The 17,819-nt window shown below is 73.9% G+C and carries 14 protein-coding genes; 6 read left to right on the top strand and 8 right to left on the bottom strand.

The annotated features are described in order from the left end of the window. Window positions 1-377: 377 nt before the first annotated feature. Complete coding sequence (locus ACZ4M8_RS27710; protein ID WP_467612066.1) at window positions 378-1,325, top strand: NAD-dependent epimerase/dehydratase family protein; 948 nt, start codon at window positions 378-380, stop codon at window positions 1,323-1,325. Window positions 1,326-1,451: 126 nt separating this feature from the next. Here ACZ4M8_RS27710 and ACZ4M8_RS27705 read toward each other — a convergent pair whose 3' ends face one another. Beyond that, window positions 1,452-2,009 carry a DinB family protein gene (locus tag ACZ4M8_RS27705; protein ID WP_467612063.1) on the bottom strand — a complete coding sequence of 186 codons (558 nt, stop codon included), beginning with the start codon at window positions 2,007-2,009 and terminating at the stop codon, window positions 1,452-1,454. Between the two features lie 178 nt (window positions 2,010-2,187). Here ACZ4M8_RS27705 and ACZ4M8_RS27700 point away from each other — a divergent pair, with 178 nt between their 5' ends. After that, window positions 2,188-3,219 carry a helix-turn-helix transcriptional regulator gene (locus ACZ4M8_RS27700; protein ID WP_467612060.1) on the top strand — a complete coding sequence of 344 codons (1,032 nt, stop codon included), beginning with the start codon at window positions 2,188-2,190 and terminating at the stop codon, window positions 3,217-3,219. A 29-nt stretch (window positions 3,220-3,248) separates the two neighbouring features. Here ACZ4M8_RS27700 and ACZ4M8_RS27695 read toward each other — a convergent pair whose 3' ends face one another. From ACZ4M8_RS27695 to ACZ4M8_RS27670, 6 genes are all read right to left on the bottom strand, one after another. Next, window positions 3,249-4,541 carry a lanthionine synthetase C family protein gene (locus ACZ4M8_RS27695; protein WP_467612057.1) on the bottom strand — a complete coding sequence of 431 codons (1,293 nt, stop codon included), beginning with the start codon at window positions 4,539-4,541 and terminating at the stop codon, window positions 3,249-3,251. Beyond that, window positions 4,538-7,732, bottom strand: a complete 3,195-nt coding sequence (locus ACZ4M8_RS27690) for a lantibiotic dehydratase (RefSeq protein ID WP_467612054.1) — start codon at window positions 7,730-7,732, stop codon at window positions 4,538-4,540. The genes ACZ4M8_RS27695 and ACZ4M8_RS27690 overlap by 4 nt, the downstream gene beginning before the upstream one ends. A 122-nt stretch (window positions 7,733-7,854) precedes the next feature. Continuing rightward, complete coding sequence (locus ACZ4M8_RS27685) at window positions 7,855-7,983, bottom strand: hypothetical protein (protein WP_467612051.1); 129 nt, start codon at window positions 7,981-7,983, stop codon at window positions 7,855-7,857. A 1,389-nt stretch (window positions 7,984-9,372) separates the two neighbouring features. Continuing rightward, on the bottom strand, window positions 9,373-9,945 hold the full coding sequence (locus ACZ4M8_RS27680; protein WP_467612048.1) for a TetR/AcrR family transcriptional regulator: 573 nt from the start codon (window positions 9,943-9,945) through the stop codon (window positions 9,373-9,375). A 53-nt stretch (window positions 9,946-9,998) separates the two neighbouring features. Then, window positions 9,999-11,357, bottom strand: coding sequence for an amidase (locus ACZ4M8_RS27675; RefSeq protein ID WP_467612045.1), 1,359 nt, complete (start codon window positions 11,355-11,357; stop codon window positions 9,999-10,001). After that, window positions 11,344-11,640 carry a hypothetical protein gene (locus tag ACZ4M8_RS27670; RefSeq protein WP_467612042.1) on the bottom strand — a complete coding sequence of 99 codons (297 nt, stop codon included), beginning with the start codon at window positions 11,638-11,640 and terminating at the stop codon, window positions 11,344-11,346. Before ACZ4M8_RS27670 ends, ACZ4M8_RS27675 begins: the two co-directional genes overlap by 14 nt. A 373-nt stretch (window positions 11,641-12,013) precedes the next feature. Here ACZ4M8_RS27670 and ACZ4M8_RS27665 point away from each other — a divergent pair, with 373 nt between their 5' ends. The 4 genes from ACZ4M8_RS27665 (at window position 12,014) to ACZ4M8_RS27650 (ending at window position 16,180) form a co-directional block, all read left to right on the top strand. Next, window positions 12,014-12,898 carry an MBL fold metallo-hydrolase gene (locus tag ACZ4M8_RS27665; protein ID WP_467612039.1) on the top strand — a complete coding sequence of 295 codons (885 nt, stop codon included), beginning with the start codon at window positions 12,014-12,016 and terminating at the stop codon, window positions 12,896-12,898. Window positions 12,899-13,087: 189 nt separating this feature from the next. Beyond that, a complete protein-coding gene (locus ACZ4M8_RS27660; protein WP_467612036.1) occupies window positions 13,088-14,149 on the top strand; it encodes an HpcH/HpaI aldolase/citrate lyase family protein in 1,062 nt (353 codons plus the stop codon). Between the two features lie 5 nt (window positions 14,150-14,154). Then, entirely contained in the window at window positions 14,155-15,027 is an 873-nt protein-coding gene (locus tag ACZ4M8_RS27655) for an HpcH/HpaI aldolase/citrate lyase family protein (protein WP_467612033.1), read from the top strand. 448 nt (window positions 15,028-15,475) lie between these two features. Next, window positions 15,476-16,180: a DUF4232 domain-containing protein gene (locus tag ACZ4M8_RS27650; protein ID WP_467612030.1), complete on the top strand. Its 705-nt coding sequence runs from the start codon at window positions 15,476-15,478 to the stop codon at window positions 16,178-16,180. A 107-nt stretch (window positions 16,181-16,287) separates the two neighbouring features. Here ACZ4M8_RS27650 and ACZ4M8_RS27645 read toward each other — a convergent pair whose 3' ends face one another. Next, a complete protein-coding gene (locus tag ACZ4M8_RS27645) occupies window positions 16,288-16,971 on the bottom strand; it encodes a transglycosylase family protein (RefSeq protein WP_467612027.1) in 684 nt (227 codons plus the stop codon). Between the last annotated feature and the right edge of the window lie 848 nt (window positions 16,972-17,819).

The following is a 17,819-nucleotide window of genomic DNA, read 5'->3' as shown; positions in this document are numbered from 1 at the left end:
CCCTAAGCACCCCCTACCTCTCCGGTCGTCGGCGGGCCTCGGCTCCGGCGGGCGGGGCCGCGGCCCGTCCGCACCGGCGGATACCGGACAGGGCCGACGGCCGGTCCTGACCTCCCGTACGGGCGGGGCCCGGGGGTACGGACCGGGCCCCTCGCGCCGACGGAACGCCCCGGTCCGGCGCCGGTTCGCAGGTGAGGAGATTCCGGGAGAGGCCCGCACGCAGGTGGCCGGCCCGCCCGCCGCGGACCGCGACGGGTGGGGCGCGGGGAGCCACGGAGGCGGACGCGATGGCCGAATGTGCCTGCTGTGCACGGCAGTTGAAGATCGTCCGCGACGAGGGAGGTTGCCCGCCGCGGACCGCGCGTTACTGTGCCCGCGTGAGCATTCATGTCGTCATTGGGTACGGGCCCGCCGGGGCGGCCACCGCACGGCTGCTCGTCGAGAAGGGCCACACGGTACGGGTCGTCACCCGCACGGGACGCGGTCCGGAGGACGGGATCGAGCACGTCGCGTGCGACGCGGCCGACACCGAGCGGCTGAAGGAGGCCGTGCGGGGCGCCGAGGTGATCCACCAGTGCGCCGCGCCGCCCTATCAGCGGTGGGGGCGCGAGTGGCCCGCGCTCACCGCGTCGGTCTGCGCGGCGGCCGAGGACAGCGGCGCGGTCCTCGTCATGCTGGGCAACCTCTACGGATACGGGCCGGTCGACGGGGTGCTGACCGAGCAGCTGCCGTTGGCGGCCACAGGCGTCAAGGGCCGGGCGCGGGCCGCCGGTTGGGAGCAGGCGAAGAAGCTGCACGACGCCGGGCGGATCCGGGCGGTCGAGGTGCGCGCCTCGGACTTCTTCGGGCCGGGTGTCACCGACGGCGGCCATCTGGCCGGGCGGGTGCTGCCCCGGCTGCTGGCCGCCAAGGCGGTCTCGGCGCTCGGCGACCCGGACGCCGCGCACAGCTGGACGTACCTTCCCGACGTGGCGCGGGCGATGGTCGAGGTGGCGGGTGAGGAGCGGGCCCTGGGCCGCGCCTGGCACGTACCGACGTCGACCGCCCGCTCGGCGCGGGAGATGGTCGAGCGGCTGACCGGGCACGCCGGTACGGAGCCGGTCGAGGTGAAGAAGGTGCCGCCGCTCGCGCTCTTCCTCGGGGGGCTGTTCTCCCCGATGCTGCGGGAGTTGAAGGAGGTCAGGTACCAGTTCGACCGCGGCTTCGTGATGGACGCGTCGGCCTACGAGGCGGAGTTCAGCGTCCGGCACACGCCGATCGACGAGCAGGTCGGGGCGACGGTGGACTGGTGGCGCGACCGCCTGGAGCGGACCGCAGGGAAGTGAGATCTCCGGCGCCCCCGACAGGTCGGGGGCGCTCCGGGGAACGGCTCAGGGGCGTGCGTCATACCGGCGCACGCCCCTGACGGCGTTCCGGCCCGGGACGGCGCCGACACGGGCCGGGCCGGCGGCTCAGCCCATGCTCTTCGCACCGTCGAGGGTCTCGCGGATGATGTCGGCGTGCCCGGCGTGCTGGGCGGTCTCGGCGATCAGGTGGAACAGCACCCGGCGGGCCGACCAGCGGGCGCCCGGCTCGAACCACGGCGCCTCCGGGAGCGGGTGGTCGGCGCCGAGGTCCGGCAGGGTGGCCACCAGCCCGTCGGTGTGCCCGGCCACCTTCGCGTAGTCGTCGAGGATGCCGGCCAGCGTCTCGCCGGGCAGCACGCGGAACTCATCGGCGCGGCGGGCCAGATCGGCCTCGGTCAGCGCGGTGAAGTCGGGCATCGCGGACGGGCCTTCGACGATGAAGCCGGCCCAGGCCCGTTCGACGGCGGTGACGTGCTTGATCAGCCCGCCGATGCACAGTTCGCTCGCGGTGGGCCGCGCTCCGGCCTGCTCGTCGGTGAGGTCGCGGGCGGTGAAGCGCAGGAAGTGCCGCTGCTTGGCGAGGGCGGCCAGCAGGTCGGCGCGCTCCCCGGTCACGGCCTGTGCGGCGGTCTGCTCGGTGGTGTGCTGCTGTTCGGCGGTCATGTCCGCGCCCTTTCGTCGGCGGGCGTCCGGGCGGCGCGCGTCCGGACGAGGTGTGCGGCGGGGCCACCGGACGGCGCGTGCGGGCGGGCCGTCCGAGCGGTTCGTTCCTCGGTACGCCGACCACGTTAGGAGCCATTGCGGCCACTTTCCGTCCGCAATGGCGGGGAGAATCGCGGGCATGGCGAACACCAGCTCCCGCACCCTGCGCCTGCTCTCCCTCCTCCAGACCCACCGCTACTGGCCGGGCGCCGAACTCGCCGACCGGCTGGAGGTCTCCCCCCGCACCCTCCGGCGCGACGTCGACCGGCTGCGGGAGCTGGGCTATCCGGTCGAGGCGCGGCGCGGCGTCGACGGCGGCTACCAGCTCGCGGCGGGCGCGGCGCTGCCACCGCTGCTGATCGACGACGAGGAGGCGGTGGCGCTCGCCGTCGGGCTCCAGGCGGCGGCGCAGGGCGCGGTGGAGGGCATCGCGGAATCGTCGGTCCGGGTGCTGGCCAAAGTGGTGCAGGTGATGCCGGCGCGGCTGCGGCGGCGGGTGGAGGCGCTGCGGGCCATGACGGTCCCGGCGGACTGGGGCGGTCCGGCCGCCGCGGGCGTCGAGCCGGGGGCGCTCACCACGGTGGCGCTGGCCTGCCGGGACAGCGAGGCACTGCGGTTCTCCTACACCGCCGCCGACGGCCGCCGCACCGAACGCCACGTCGAACCGCACCGGCTGGTCTGCCCCGGGCGCCGCTGGTACCTCGTCGCGTACGACCTGATGCGGCACGACTGGCGCAGTTTCCGGGTGGACCGGATGACCGGGCCGCGCTGCACGGGGGAACGGTTCCGGCCACGGGAGCTGCCCGCCGAGGACGCCGCCGCGTTCGTCCGCGCCGGACTGGACAAACGGCCGGGCCCCTACCGCGCCGAGGCGCTGATCGAGGCCCCGGCGGAGACCGTACGGGCCCGGATCGGCCGGTGGGGCACGGTCGAGGAGACGGACGACGGGCGCTGCCGGGTGGTGTTCTCGGCGGACGCGCTGGAGTGGCCGGCGATGGTCCTGGGCACGCTCGGGGCGGATTTCCAGATCGTCGGGCCTCCCGAACTGCGCGTGGCGGCAAGGGAGTTGAGTGCGCGCTTCGGACGGGCCGCGGAGCCCGAGGGCCGGGCGCCGGACGCGGAAGGCCGGGCGCCGGACGCGGAAGGCCGGGCGCCGGACGCGGAAGGCTGAGCCGTTACCCGCGGCCCGGCCCCGCCGTCTCAGCGCAGCAGGAAGGCCGCGTCCCACGGGGTGCGCGGCGGGGCGTCCGTGGCGTACGCGTGGAGGGCGAGGGCGATCCCGGCGGCGCCGGTGAGGAGACCGGGGCCGGCGGGGGCGTCCGTGGCGCCGTCGCCTTCCGTGGCCGATTCCGGGAAGCCGTAGGGAAGCCCGGGGTCGTACGCGGCGAGGAGCCTGGCGGCGAGGGCGTCGCGGTGGGCGGTGAGCCGGGGGTGCCCGGTCTCCTCGGTGAGGGTGTGGCACAGGTGGAGCAGACCGGCGTGGCCGTGGCAGAAGGCGTGGTCGGTGACGCCGCGCGGCCGGTCGAGATCGTCGGCGAGGGCGTCGGCGGCGAGGGCGCACAGCTCCGCGTCGTCCAGGGCGCGCCCCGCCCGGTGGAGGGCGGCGGCGGTGCCCGGGGTGCCGTAGCACCAGGCGGTCCGGCCGGGCTCGGGCGGTTCGGTGCCGTACCGCTCCAAAGGGATCAGCGCGGGCCAGCCACCCGCCTCGGTGCGGTGGGCGAGGAGTTCGGCGGTGAGGTCGGTGACGGCGGTGCGCAGTCCGGGGACGACGGCCCCCTCGCGCAGCGCGGTCGCCAGGACGGCGAGGGGGCCGCTGATGCCGTGGGCGAGGCCGAAGTTGACGTGGCCGTGGGGGTGTTCGGGATGCGGTTCCCCGGGAGCGCCGGGGCCTTCGTGGCACCACCAGCCCGGTACGGAGACGCCGTCACGGGCCAGCGGGCGGGTGAGCCGGATCAGATAGGTCAGCGCCTCGGACACCGTCTCACGGTGGGTGTCGTACCGGAGCAGCAGCAGGCGGGCCAGTCCGGTGATGCCGTTGATCAGGTCGTACCGCCAGTAGCCGACCCCGGCGCGGCCCACGTCCAAGCGGGCGTTCTCCTCGTGCAGGGCATGGGTGGTGATGCGGTCGAGCGCCGTGTCGAGACGGGCGAGGAGACCGGCGTAGTCGTCCAGGGTCCGGCGGGCCGCATGGGCCGCGAAGGCGAGGGTCGGTACGCCACCGCGGAAGAGTGCCTGCGGCGGGACGGCGGTCAGCAGGGCCGCCCCGGCGGACAGGTGAGCATGCGCGGCGTGGCGCAACTCCTCTTTTTCATGGCCCAGTTCGGCACAGAGCAGGGCCATCGCGGGATGGCCGTCGTCCAGGCTCGACGGTGCCGGGCCGGGGGTCCGCCCGACCGGGCTCTGCGGGTCGGCGAGCCGCTCGGCGATCTCGAACGCCGCGGCGGCGGAGCGGGCACGGAGGTCCTGGGCGGCGGGGGCGCCGGTCGAAGTCACCGGATGTGCCTCCTGCGGTCGGTGTGGGCCTGCGCGGCGCCGCGGGCGATGGCGTGCGCGAGCAGTTCGCCGGGGCGGTCGACGCCGACGAGGCGGTTGTGGTGCATGTGCAGCAGGGAGCTGAGGACGTGGTCGGGGTCCGACCAGTTCTCCTCCCCCAGGTCCCGGAGGAGGGCCCCGTAGCGGGTGGTGGCCTCGGCGCGCCGCTGCCACAGGGCGCGCAGCGCGTCGTCGGCGCCGTCCTCCGGGCCTGCCCGGTAGGGGTCCACCAGCGGCAGGGCCTTCGTACGGCGTTCGCGGAAGGCGCGCTGCCGCTCCTCGTCCTTGGTGATCATCCGCAGCAGCCAGTCGGCCCCGGCGGAGGGCGCCGTCCCGTCCACCGGGTGGAAGGCGCGGGCGAGATCGGCGAAGCCCGCGGCGGCGACCAGCAGCGGTTCGGTCCGCTCGCGCCGGGTGTGGCGGCGGCGCAGGTGCTCCAGAACGGCGACGCTGTCGGCGTGGAAGACCCGCTCGGCGTCCGCCATCGCCTCCGGGCCGCCGTACCGCTCCAGCTCCGGGTCGTAGGTGTCCCAGAGCGCCCGTCGGGTCAGTCCGGCGGTGTGGAGTGCGGTGGTGACCTCGTGGAGCCGCGGCTGGAGGTCGCGGGCGAGCGCGGCGGCCGGGCCGTGGAAGCGCAGCCGCAGGTGGGGGCCGTTCTCGTCGATGTAGCGGAGGAAGAACCAGCGGTCCACCTCGTCCGGCAGCTCTTCCAGGAGCGGGGAGAGGTGGGCGGCGAGGAGTTCGTCGTGGCGGTCCGCGGGAGCGTAGAGGGAGAGGTACAGCCATTCGCCGCCGGGGAGGTGGACGGTGCCCGGCGCGCGGCGGGGTGCGGGACGGCGTGCGGTACGCGGCTTCGCGTCCTCGGCGAGCGCCCCGGGGGCGGCGCGCAGCGGGACGACGACCTCCGCGTGGTGCGGGCCGTCCGGCCCCTGGAGCCAGCCGTCGGGTAGTCCGGCGGAGCCGGCGGGGGTCTCGCGTATCTCGCAGGGTTCCTTACGGGTCAGCTCGTGCCGCAGCAGCCGCGGGTGGCCGGGCGAGGTCAGGTCGAGCTGGACGAAGCGGTCGGACCGGCCGACCTGCACCTGGTCGGGGACGCGCCACCGCGCTTGCCAGGCACGGAACAGCTCCCACCACCGTTCGAAGGGCAGGGTCCTGTCGCGCAGGGTCTCCTCGGGCCGCCAGCGCGCGGGGGAGAGTACGACGCGGCCGTAGCGGACGCGCGGCACCCGTGGCAGGACGAGCGCGCCGCCCCAGTTCCACGACTGCCAGCGGCGCCGCCCGCTGTCGGCGATCTCGCAGAGGAAGCGGGCCATGTTGGGCATGTCCCACTCCTGGTTGAGGACGTGGAAGACGGCCGGTCGCACGGGCCGGCCGGTGGTCCGCTCCACCAGGTGGAGGCGTTCGAGATCGGTCCGTACGGCCAGGTCACGCGGGTCCAGGACGGCCGGGTCGCCGGGGTCGGCGAAGCAGCCGACGGGCAGCAGGCGATCCAGCCACCGCGGGGCCTGGGAGACGTTGGCGACGCGCGGACGGCTGGGCCGGAAGGCGACCTGGGCGGAGAGGGCTTCCGGATCGGCCGCGGTGCCGCCGGAGCGGGCCAGCGCGGCGACGGCGTCCCCGTCCGGCCCGTCGAAGAGGTAGCCGAACCGGCCGGGCAGCCGTCCGGCCTGGGGCACGGCGTTGGCCAGTACGAACCGGAAGTCTCCCCGGGCCAGCGCCTCCGGGTCGGCGGCGTGCAGATGGCCGAGGAGTTCCAGCGACTCCGGCGGCCTGCCGGTGTCCTTCGCCAGGAGCCGTACTGCGGGGTGGTCGTCGTCCAGCACCACCTCGGACGCGCCGGACAGCAGCGCTTCCTGCGCGAGGGCGGCGAGGATCCGGTCCCGGTCCCGGTCGGGCTCCCACGGCGGCACGGCGCGGGTGCTCGAAGGGCGCCGGTAGCCCGCGGGCGCCCCCAGCCCGGTGTCCGGGTCGAGGAGTTCGGTGAGCGGGACGTCCCGTTCGGTGCCGTAGCGGTCCAGGAACGCCTGCTGGTATTCGTGCAGGTGGGCGGGGCCGCCATCGTCCGGGCAGAGCCGCCACAGCAGCGCCGCGGCACGGGCGGCCTCCTCCGCGACGGAGGCCGGCAGCCGCACCCGGGCGTCGAGCGCCACATCGACATGGAGCAGATCGGTGCCGGGGCGCAGCCTGCGCATCCGGTCGGTGACCGCCCGCAGTTCGGCCCGCCCGTCCCCGAAAGGCCGCCCGGCGTAATACGCCATCTCCTTCTGGACGGCGGCGAGTTCCACCAGCTCGGGCAGCGCCTCGGAGTCCACCGCGGCGCAGGACCGCAGTACGTGGCCGAGCGGGTCGGTCTCCTCCAACGGCGGCCGGGCACCGGTCAGCAGGACCTCTTTGCCGATGAGTTGGGCGAGGAGGTTGTCGACGGCCTCCTCGGTGGCCCCCGGGAAACGCTTCCCCAGCTCCGCCGCCAGCGCTGAGCCCGGGACGGGCCGGTGGGCCAGCTCCAGGACGGCGGCGACCACCCGCGAATATTTCAGGCTGACGCCCTGAGCGTGCCGGGCGCCGTGCTCCGCGCCGTCCTCGTCGGCGGACTGCGGCAGGTAAGGCAGGATCAGGCGGTCGCCGCGGACCCGGCACAGGGCGTTGGCCACGAGGGGGAGCCGCCGGAACACGCCGGGGCGCCGCTCCCATTCGGTGACGAGACCGGTCAGCCAGGCGCGGTCGGGGCGGACCGCGCGGCGGTGCGCGGTGCCCAGGCGCGTGCCGGAGGGGTCGGCGGGGGTCCCGGCGGGAGCGCCGAAGGAGGCCGGGGCGACACCGGCCATCAGGCCGAAGGGCGTGGCGCGGGTGCTCATCCGGAGGCGGTAGGCGGCGAGCGCGCGGACGGCGCGGTGCGTCCGCTCCGGGTCGATGTCCTGCCCGTCGTCGACGATCCGGGCGAGCAGCCCGGCGAGGGACGGGCTGGCGACCTCGACAGCCTCCCGGAGCAGCGGGTCGGCGGCGAGCGTGCGCAGGGCGGTCGCCGGGGCGACGGTCCGGTCGTCCCCCTCGGCCCCCGGCACGGGGACGGTGGCGCGCGCCGCCGCCACCGGACGGACGGGGGCACGCAGCATGCCGATACCGGCGGGATGAAAGAGGGACTGCTGGGACACCTGAGCGTGCTCCTCGTCTGAGGGGCGGCCCGGCACCGGGGCCCGGGCCGCTACCGGGTACGGCTCAAAAAGGTCCGGGGCCCGGCGGCGCTGTGCCGATGGGCCCCGGTACTGCCGGTGGTTCAGCAGCAGCAGGTCATGAGCGTGGCGGACGGGGCGGTCTCGGCGCGAGCACCGGTCTCGACGCCGGCCTCCTCGTCGAAGAGCTCACGGATGTCGAGGTCGAAGTCTTCCAGCAGAGCGGCGGGCATATCAGTTCTCCTGTCGTGGGAAATGAGTGGTGCACGCGGCGGATAAAGGGAATGCACGGGTGGGAGGAAAGCCCTGCTCGCCTTTACCGGAAACCGCGCTGCCAGCCAGGTGACCGGGCGCCGTAACCGTAGGACTGGCCAATCTTGACTGTCAACAGTTCTCCGGGAGTTAACGCCCTGCTTACTTCTCGCCGTGCCACGCATCCCCCCATGTGCTGCTATCGAACAGGAGAGCCAAAGCAGCAAAAACCGGGCGCGGAGGCCCGGTGGAATTCACTTCCCGAAATGCCGGTACGGCACATCCGAATACCCCCTCACGCTCCGCGAGCAATTCATCCACCGCTTTCCTGGTACGCGCACAAAGCCACCCTCCAGGGACATGACCGAACCCACATGCCCTCTTTCAGGGACATGCCCCCGTCCCCTCTTCCGACGGCCCCGGAACACCGGCCGCGCAGGCGACGGCGGCGCGGGGAGACCGCTCCCGCCTTGCGGCACCTGGCAGCTTCCCCGCAGGTCAGAGACATAATCCGGGGCGGGGTGGCCGTAAATCCCCACTCGGAGCGGACCTGGATCCGGCAGCGGACGGGAGCGCCATGCGCCGACGACGCCTCACCGGCGGACGTTGACAGATTCCTAATTCTCGATACCGCATTGCCTCCCCGGCGAATCCCGATAACCGCGTTCGGATGACGAGCGAGAACCTGACGGGGTGACGCGCGAGGGCCACGCGACTCCTTACCCGACAGTAAGGAAGAACGCTTCAGCCACGCAAGGTGGAACCGGCGTTACGGTGGGTAATGCGACGGCGGGATTCGCGCCGGATTTACCAGTTGGGCGGATGGCGAAGGGCGGCACCAGAGGTCCACCATTTCCCTTCGAGTCGACCGGAGGGCCCGGCAGCAGAAGCCGGAAGAACGCGCCCGTCTCACCACCCGTCGTAGCTTTATATGCAGAGCCTGGGGAGCGGAATATATCTATGCAGGTGACGGTGGCCGGTATTTCCGGAGGATTTCCGGGAGTGCGTCCCGCATCAGGGGCTTTCCCGGACCGGACCGGGCCGCGGAAGCCCTGGACCAGACCGGGGCGGGCCGGGAGAGCCCTGGACCGGGGCGGGGCGGAGCGGCGAAGAGGTGCGGCGAGCAGAGCGGTGAGCACAGGTGCACCGGCAGCACGGGCCGCCTCCGGCGCCGGGCGGAGCGCCGGAGGGCAGGCCGGTGAGCGCGGACGGAACGGGCAGGCGGAACGGCAGGCACAGGACCACCGGACGGGCACCGGATCGCGCGGCCCCGGCGCACGGCCGGGCGGCTCAGGCCCGAGCCAGGCGGACCCGGGCAGCGGGTCGCGCGCCCGCCCCGCCGGTCAGGCGGTCACGCGCCCGCCCGGCCGTCAGGCGGATTCCTCCGGCGCGGCGAGGGCCGTCTCGACGAGGTGGTCGGCGTAGGCGGTGGTCAGCGGGTCCGGGCGGAAGAGGATGCGGTACATCATCGGGGCGACCACGAGGTCCATGACCGTCTCCACGGGCGGTGCGGTCTCGCCGCGCTCCAGCGCACGGGCGAGAATCGTCTCTACCTGGCCGGCGGCGTAGGCCGAGCACTGCCCGGCGTGCGAGCCGTCGGGATCACCCAGCAGCGCGTCGCGGACGTAGGCGCGGCCGGGCGGCGAGGCCATCTCGTCGAGGAACTGCCGGGCCCAGGCGGTCAGATCGGCGCGGAGCGCACCGTGGTCGGACGGTGGCGCCTCGGGGCGCAGCCGCTCGACCGCGACGTCCGACAGCAGCTCGTGGAGATCGCCCCAGCGGCGGTAGATCGTCGACGGGGTGACGCCCGCACGGGCCGCGATCGCCGGGACGGTCAGCTTGGCGCGGCCCTGCTCCGCTTCGAGTTCCCGCACAGCGGTGTGCACCGCCTCCTGGACGCGCGCACTGCGCCCACCGGGGCGCGCCATGGCCTTGGGACTCATGACGCCACCTTAAAGCAACGTCGTTGCGTTCCGCCCGCCCTGGACGCCCCGGATCACGGCGCCACGGCGGCCGGCGCGCCGTACCGGACGGCGTAGGCGTGCCCGGTGCGCAGCACCAGCGGCTCTCCCAGGGGAGGGCCCATCAGCTGCATCCCTATGGGCAGCCCGGCGGTGTCCTCACCGACGGGCAGGGTCAGGGCAGGTATCCCGGTGATGTTGGCGGGCGCGCAGAGGCGTACGTATGCGTCGGAGACGCTCTCCACCGTGCCGTCCGGCCAGGTCACGGCGGACCGGCCCACCTCGGTGGCGGTCATCGGGACGGTGGGCGCGGCGACGACGTCGACCCGCTCGAAGAGACGTATCCACTCCTCCCGCATCAGCGCCTGGGCCCGCCGGGCCCGCAGATGGTCCGCCGCGGCGACCGTCGTCCCGGCCTCCAGCAGCACCCGGACGTCCGGCCCGTACAGCTCGGGCGAGGTCCGCAGGGTGGCCTCGTGGCACGCGGTCGCCTCCGGGACCATCAGCCCCCAGTGGACGGCCTGGACGTAGCGCGCCATCGGGGTCCGCACGGCGACGAGTTCGGCGCCGAGTCCGGCCATCCGGTCGAGCGCGGCGCGGACGGCGGTCTCGACCTCGGGGCTGACGTGGTCGAAGTAGTAGCTGTCCGGCACGCCGATCCGCAGGCCGGTCAGGTCGCCGTCCGGGAGCGGCGCGAGGGGGGCGTGCCCGGGGCCGGTCAGCTCGCCGAGGACGAGGGCGGCATCGGACACCGTGCGGGTGAGCGGGCCGACGTGGTCCAGCGACCAGGAGAGCGAGGTCACCCCGCGTCGGGGGATGAGGCCGTAGGTCGGCTTGAGTCCGACGACGCCGTTGAGCGCGGCGGGGACGCGGATGGACCCGCCGGTGTCGGTGCCCAGGGCGAAGGTGGCGGCGCCGGTGGCCACGGCGACCGCGGACCCGCCGCTCGACCCGCCGGCTATCCGGCTGACGTCCCGGGCGTTCCGGGTCTGCGGGGTGACGAGCCCGTAGGCGAACTCATGGGTGTGTGTCTTGCCCAGGAGGACGGCGCCGGCATCGGCGAGACGGGCCGCCACCGCGCTGTCGGTGGTCGCGCGGTGACCGGCCCGCACGCGGGATCCGGCGGCCGTCGCCATCCCCGCGACGTCCATCAGGTCCTTCAGCCCGAACGGGATGCCGTGCAGCGGGCCCCGGTGGCGCCCGGCCGCGGTCTCGGACGCGGCGCGGGCGGCGGCCGCACGCGCCGCGTCCCGGCTGACGGCGGCGTAAGGCCCGAGGCGGGGCTGTACGGCGTCGAGGCGGTCGAGCACGGCGGTGGTCAGCTCGACCGGGGACAGCTCCCGCGCCCGCACGGCGGCGGACGCCTCGGTGAGCGTCAGGTCAGCGGGGTGCATCGGCGGGCTCCCGTTCGGTGGTGTGGTGGGCCGGGGGCGTCTCTGCGAGGTCCAGTTCGCGCAGGGTGCGCAGGACGGTGTGGAGGTGGCTCGCGACGGCGGCGACCTCGGCCTGCCGCTCCACAGGCAGCCACACCCCGGCCCGCGCCGCCGCCCGCGCGGTCTCCTCGGCGGTGAAGCCGGGAGAGGACGGCCGGCCCTCCCCCGCCGTCGTGGGGGACGCGGCCGATGTGACGGCCACGGCAGGGGCGCCGCCGCCCGCCCCCTCGTTCGCGATTTCCATGAACTCCCCTCCGTACAGGCGTAGTTGGACCGGTCAGCGACCCGACACCCGACACCCGATCGAGTTAAAGCTAAATCATTGCGTTAGTCGAGAGTAGGCGCTAGCGTCTTCTAACGCAAACAGATTGCTTTTACGGAGAACGGAAGAGGTGCGAGAGATGGTTCCCACCACCCCCACGCCCCGGCGGACCACGACACCCCCGCAGCACCACACCCGCCCCACGCCCGGCCGCAGCGGGACAGAAGAGAGGAAGAGGCCGGGAGGAGAAGGCGGAGAAGGAGAGGAGGCGACGGGCACCGCACCGGCGCCGCCGCCGCCCGGACGTCCGGCACCCGCGCCCCATCCGCCCCTGCCTCCCGCGCCCGCCTGGGAGTTGGGCGGTCTCACCCTCCACCGCGTCGACGAGGTGGCACTGCCCTCGCGGACGGGCCCCTGGCTGCTGCCCTCCGCCACCCCGGAGCTGGTGCACAACACCCCATGGCTGAGGCCGGACTTCGCCGACGAGGCCGGGATCCTCCGCCTGAGCAGCCACACCTTCGCCTGCACCGTCGGCGGTCTGCGCGTACTGATCGACACCGGCATCGGCAACGGCAAAACCCGCGCCAATCCCGCCTGGGACGGCCTGCGGACCGACTACCTCGCCCGCCTGGAGGCAGCCGGATTCCCGCCGGACGCCGTCGATCTGGTCCTCCTCACCCATCTGCACACCGACCACGTCGGCTGGAACACCCGCTTCGAGGACGGCGAGTGGCGCCCCACGTTCCCCCGCGCCCGCTATGTGACGTCCCGCCGCGAGTGGGACCACTGGGCAACGGCCAAGATGGACGACGCCCGGCGGCAGATGTTCCGCGACTCCGTCCACCCGGTCCGGGACGCCGGACAGTTCGACCTCGTCGACGTCCCGGCGGCGGGCACACAGATCGCGCCGGGCATCCGCCTGCTCCCCACCCCCGGCCACACCCCGGGCCACGTCGCCGTCGAGCTGCGCGGCCGCACGGGCACCGCCCTGGTCACCGGCGACTGCGTCCACCACCCCGTCCAGCTGGGCCACCCCGCGCTGGGCAGCTGCGTGGACACCGACCCGGAGCTGGCCGTGGCCACCCGGCGCACCCTCCTCGCCTCCCTCGCCGGGACCGACACCCTGCTCCTGGGCACCCACTTCCCGCCGCCCACCGGCGGACTGGTCCGGGCCCAGGGCGACGCCTACCGCCTGATACCGGTCCCCGGCCGCCCGGCCGATACCCCCGCGCAGAAGTGACGCCGAGCTCCGCCGGGACCGCCCGCGCCCCGCTCGCGGCACCCGCCAAGCCATGCGCGGGCGGTGACCAACGGCACACATACTGATCAGTAGCATCCGCGGGACGCCCGCCTAGAGTGAGCCGCACGCCGTCGGCGTTCGTGCGCGCGGGCGGCCCCCCGGAACCCTCGATCCGACCAGGGAGACTGCATGCGCTCTCCGAAGGACTTCTTCCGCCCGCTGGCTGTCGGGGCGCCGACGCCGGTACGGGAGGTGCCGTTCCGCCCGTCACGGATGATCCACTTCTTCGATCCGGGCAACGCGAAGATGGCCGCGAAGATCCCCGCCATCGCCCCCACCGTCGACATCCTGCTCGGCAATCTGGAGGACGCCGTCGCCGCCGACCGCAAGGAGGCCGCGCGGGAGGGACTGGTGGAGATCGCCCGCGCCACCGACTTCGGCGACACCCAGCTGTGGACGCGGATCAACAGCCTCGATTCGCCGTGGGCCCTCGACGATCTGCTGACGCTGGTCACCGCGATAGGCGACAAGCTCGACGTCATCATGGTGCCGAAGGTCGAGAGCGCCGCCGACATCCACTACATCGACCGGCTGCTGGCGCAGTTGGAGGCGAAGGCCGGAATCCGGCGGCCGATCCTGGTGCACGCCATCCTGGAGACCGCCACCGGCGTCGCAGGCGTCGAGGAGATCGCCGGGGCCAGCCCCCGGATGCAGGGCATCTCCCTCGGCCCCGCCGACCTCGCCGCCAGCCGCCGGATGAAGACCACCCGCGTCGGCGGCGGCCACCCCGGCTACCTCGTCCGCGAGGACCCCGACGCGCAGGACGCGGACGCGCCCCGGGCCACGTACCAGCAGGATCTGTGGCACTACACCCTCGCGCGGATGGTCGACGCCTGTGCGGCGCACGGGATCCTGCCGTACTACGGGCCGTTCGGGGACATCAAGGACACCACCGCCTGCGAGGACCAGTTCCGTAACGCGTTCCTGCTGGGCTGCGTCGGGGCGTGGAGCCTGCACCCGGTGCAGATCGGCATCGCGAAGAAGGTGTTCTCACCGTCGCCGGACGAGGTCCGCTGGGCCCGCCGGGTCATCGAGGCGATGGGCGACGGCACCGGTGCGGTGATGCTCGACGGCAAGATGCAGGACGACGCGACATTCAAGCAGTGCCAGGTGGTGGTCGAGCTGGCGGAGGCGCTCGCCGCCCGCGACCCCGAGCTGCGCGCCGCGTACGACGCGGCCGGAGAGGAGTGAGTACGGTGACCGGTCCCGCGCTGCGGCCCCGCCGCTCCGTGCTGTACATGCCCGGCGCCAACGAACGCGCCCTGGAGAAGGCCAAGTCGATCCCCGCCGACGCGCTCATCCTCGATCTGGAGGACGCGGTGGCCCCGGACGCGAAGGCCGCCGCCCGCGAGCGGGTCGCCGCGGCCGCCGCCTCGGGTGCGTACGGCCACCGCGAGGTGACGATCCGGGTCAACGGCCCCGGCACCGCCTGGCACGCCGACGATCTGCGGGCCGCCGCCGCGGCCGGTCCGGACGCCGTCGTGGTGCCGAAGGTCGAATCGGCCGCGACCGTACGGGAGGTGGAGCGGGCCCTGGAGGCGGCCGGCGCGCCCGCGCACACGGCGGTCTGGGCGATGCTCGAAACGCCCCGGGCGATGCTGGACGCGCGGGAGGTGGCGGCTGCCGGGGAGCGGCTGTCCGTGCTGGTCATGGGCACCAACGACCTGGCGAAGGAGCTGCACGCCGAGCATGTCCCGGGCCGGGCGCCGCTGTTGACCGGCCTCTCCCTGGCGCTGCTGGCGGCCCGGGAGAGCGGCAAGGTGATCCTGGACGGCGTCTTCAACGATGTGAAGGACCTCGCCGGTTTCGAGGCGGAGTGCGTCCAGGGGCGTCAGCTGGGCTTCGACGGCAAGACGTTGATTCATCCCGCGCAGGTCGGTCCGTGCAACGAGGTGTTCGCGCCGTCGGAGGCGCAGATCGAGCGGTCCCGGCGGATCATCGAGGCGTTCGACGAGGCGGCGCGGGAGGGCCGTGGCGTCGTCACCGTCGACGGCCGCATGATCGAGAACCTCCATGTGGAGGACGCCCGCCGCATCCTGGCACTGGCGGAGGCGGTCGCGGGACGGTAGCGGCTCCCGGGGCGGTGGCGGTGGCGACCGTCCCGGTCGTCGGGCCGGGCAGCCCGGGGCCCGGTCCCTGCCGGGTCTCCGAACGGCTCCCGTCAGGAGGCGGACGCGATGCGGCTTCCGGCACCGTGCGGGCGCGGAGCGGCTCCCGTCAGGAGGCAAGTACGGAGCAGCGTTCTCCTCGGGAAACAGCTGGGAGCGGCTCTTCCCAGGGGGCGATCGCGACACGGGCGGCGGAGTGGGAACGCGCGGTGACGCTTCGCCGTCTTCCTCGTGGGAGAGGGGAATCGTCGCTGTTCAGCGGTGTGGCGGGGTGCTGAGCGGGGTGGGGTCGGTGTGCTGTCCGGACGTTAGCGCGCTGTTAGTGGATCACCAGCGCGCGGCGGCAATGTGGTGGGTGCGGAACGAAGGAACGGGCCGCAGCACCAGCACCGAACACGAGGGGAACCCCATGTCGCGCCACGCCACGCTCCGTCTGGCCCGCAAGACCGCCATCGCCTCCCTGATCGCCGCTGCCGCGATCGGCCTGACCGCCTGCCAGGAGGGCGGTTCGGACAAGGCTTCGTCGACCACCGCCGCGGACTCGACCACCGCAGCGGACTCGACCACCGGTAAGGGTGCCCCGGCGCAGGCGAACGGTGCGGGTGCCGGCAAGTCCGCCGACGAGGGCGCGCCCGCCTCCGCGGGGAAGCCCGCGCAGTCCGGGGAATCGGCCTCGCGCGGTACGGAGCGCTGCCACACCGACGGTCTCCAGGCCGGCTGGGGCGCCGACGGTGGCGGTCGGCCCGACATGAAGAGCGGCGAGCAGCAGACCGCGGCGGTCTGGCTGAAGAACATCGGCAGCTCGACCTGCACCCTCAAGGGCTTCCCGGGTGTCAGCATCAGCGGCACCGAGGGCGACTCCTGGGACCTGCGTCGTTCCAACCAGGCGACCCCCACCGTCACCCTCAAGCCCGGTGAGCACACCAGCTTCACCTTCGCGCTGCTGCCGGACGTCGACTCCAGCGGCAACAGTTTCACTCCCGGCATGGTGACGATCACTCCGCCGAACGAGACCCAGCACTTCCAGCTGCAGTGGCCCTTCGGCGGCAAGATCCTCGACCAGTCCGCCGCCACGCACCCCGGCACCTTCGTCAACCCGGTCGGCGGCCACTGACCCCGGAGTGCCGATTCCTTCGGCGGGATCCGCTCCCGGCCCACCGGTCTCCCCGGTCCCCGGTTCCAGGGCGGTCGGCTCCACGGCCCCGGTCACCTCTCCTCGGCTCATGCGCGCAGCTTCAGACGCTGGCCCGGGTAGATGTGGTCGGGGCCTTCGTCGAGCGTGTGGCGGTTGAGTTCGTACAGCTTCGGGGTGCCGCCGGGGGTGTGGGCACGCTGGGCGATGACGGAGAGGCAGTCGCCGGGCTGGACCACGTAGCTGCTGCCGGTGAGGGAGCTCTGCTGCCGGTGCGCGGTGGTGCCGTGCTGGCGGTGGGCCTGGGAGTGCGAGGGACGCTGGGCCTGCGGGCCCGGGGCGGGCTTGGTGACCGGGCGTTCCGGGGTGGCCTTGCTGACGCCGTCGGACGAGCCGGTCACTCCGAGGCGGCCGCAGTTGGGCCAGGGCTGGAGACCGCGGTCGCTGCGGATGCGTTCCCCGACGGCGATCTGCTGGGACTTCGTGGCGAGGTCGGGGCGCGGGGCGTATTTCTTGCCGCCGTAGGCCCGCCAGGTGGAGGGGGCGATCTGGAGGCCGCCGTGGTAGCCGTTGCCGGTGTTGATGTGCCAGTTTCCGCTGCTCTCGCAGTGGGCGATGCGGTCCCAGTCGGTGCCCGCGGGGGCGACCGGTCCGGCAGGTGCCGCGGTGGCCGCGGCGGTGGCGCTCTGGCCGCCGAGGCCGAGCGTGCTCAGGACAACGACCAGCATGTACAGGACGGTTCCGACGGACCGTTTGGCAAGAGCTGACGACATGACGGCTTTCCTCCATGCTCCGGCGACGCCGTGACGCGATGTCCGCCACGGCCGTGGGCACGACCCAAGAAACCGGGCAATATGCTTTTCGGCACGTCTGCTGAGCCTGAAATGCGCGTGTTTCACCCGGCTGGCCGCTGTTGCGGAAGCACCCCGGACGTTCCGGAGAGCGACTCTTCCGGCGCGGGGGCCGCATCGGAGCAACGGGCGGAGAAAAACTCCAAGCCCCTTATCCATAAGGCGAGTTGAGCTGATTCTTCTTTCCGCTCCCGCCGTAACGGGAGGCCGCCGCCGGGGGTGGCGGCGAGGGCCGGGTGGCAGGGCCGCGGGCCCGGGTGTAGAGACGCGCGCCGTGTGGCGCGTACGGGGTCCGCGTGGCGGGAAACGGCGGCCGCGCGACGCGGTTCGCGCGGCGTCCGGCCGGAAGCGCCGTACGGCGGCGAGAGGCGCCGCACAGGGAGCGAACGCCGACGCGGGCACCGCGCAAGGAGGCGCCCGCCGCCCCGGGCCGGATCCCGCGGGCACGGGCAGAGACGTGCCCAGGGAGCAGGCGGGACGCCGGCCACCCGCCGCTGTGCCGGCACGCTCACCGCGAGCAGTACGAACGCAAGCACAGGACCATGGGGGCGAACGGCCTCGGAGCGGCGTCCGGGACGGCGTCCAGCGCCGGCACGGGCCCGTGGAAACGTGAGCGCCGGAACGGCCTTCGAACGAGCGGGAGCGCGGAAACGGGCGCCCCACGGACGCACACAAAAGGTCAGGCAGCTCAGCTGCCTGACCGCACCGGCCCCGGCCCCGCGCGCTGACCCGGCCCCCCCCGAGCGCCGAGCACCGGCGGGCAGGCGGAT

This window comes from Streptomyces sp. NPDC027185 (assembly GCF_055567035.1).
Note: the sequence above shows the minus strand (reverse complement) of the source record. Positions and strands in the feature narration are given on the sequence as shown.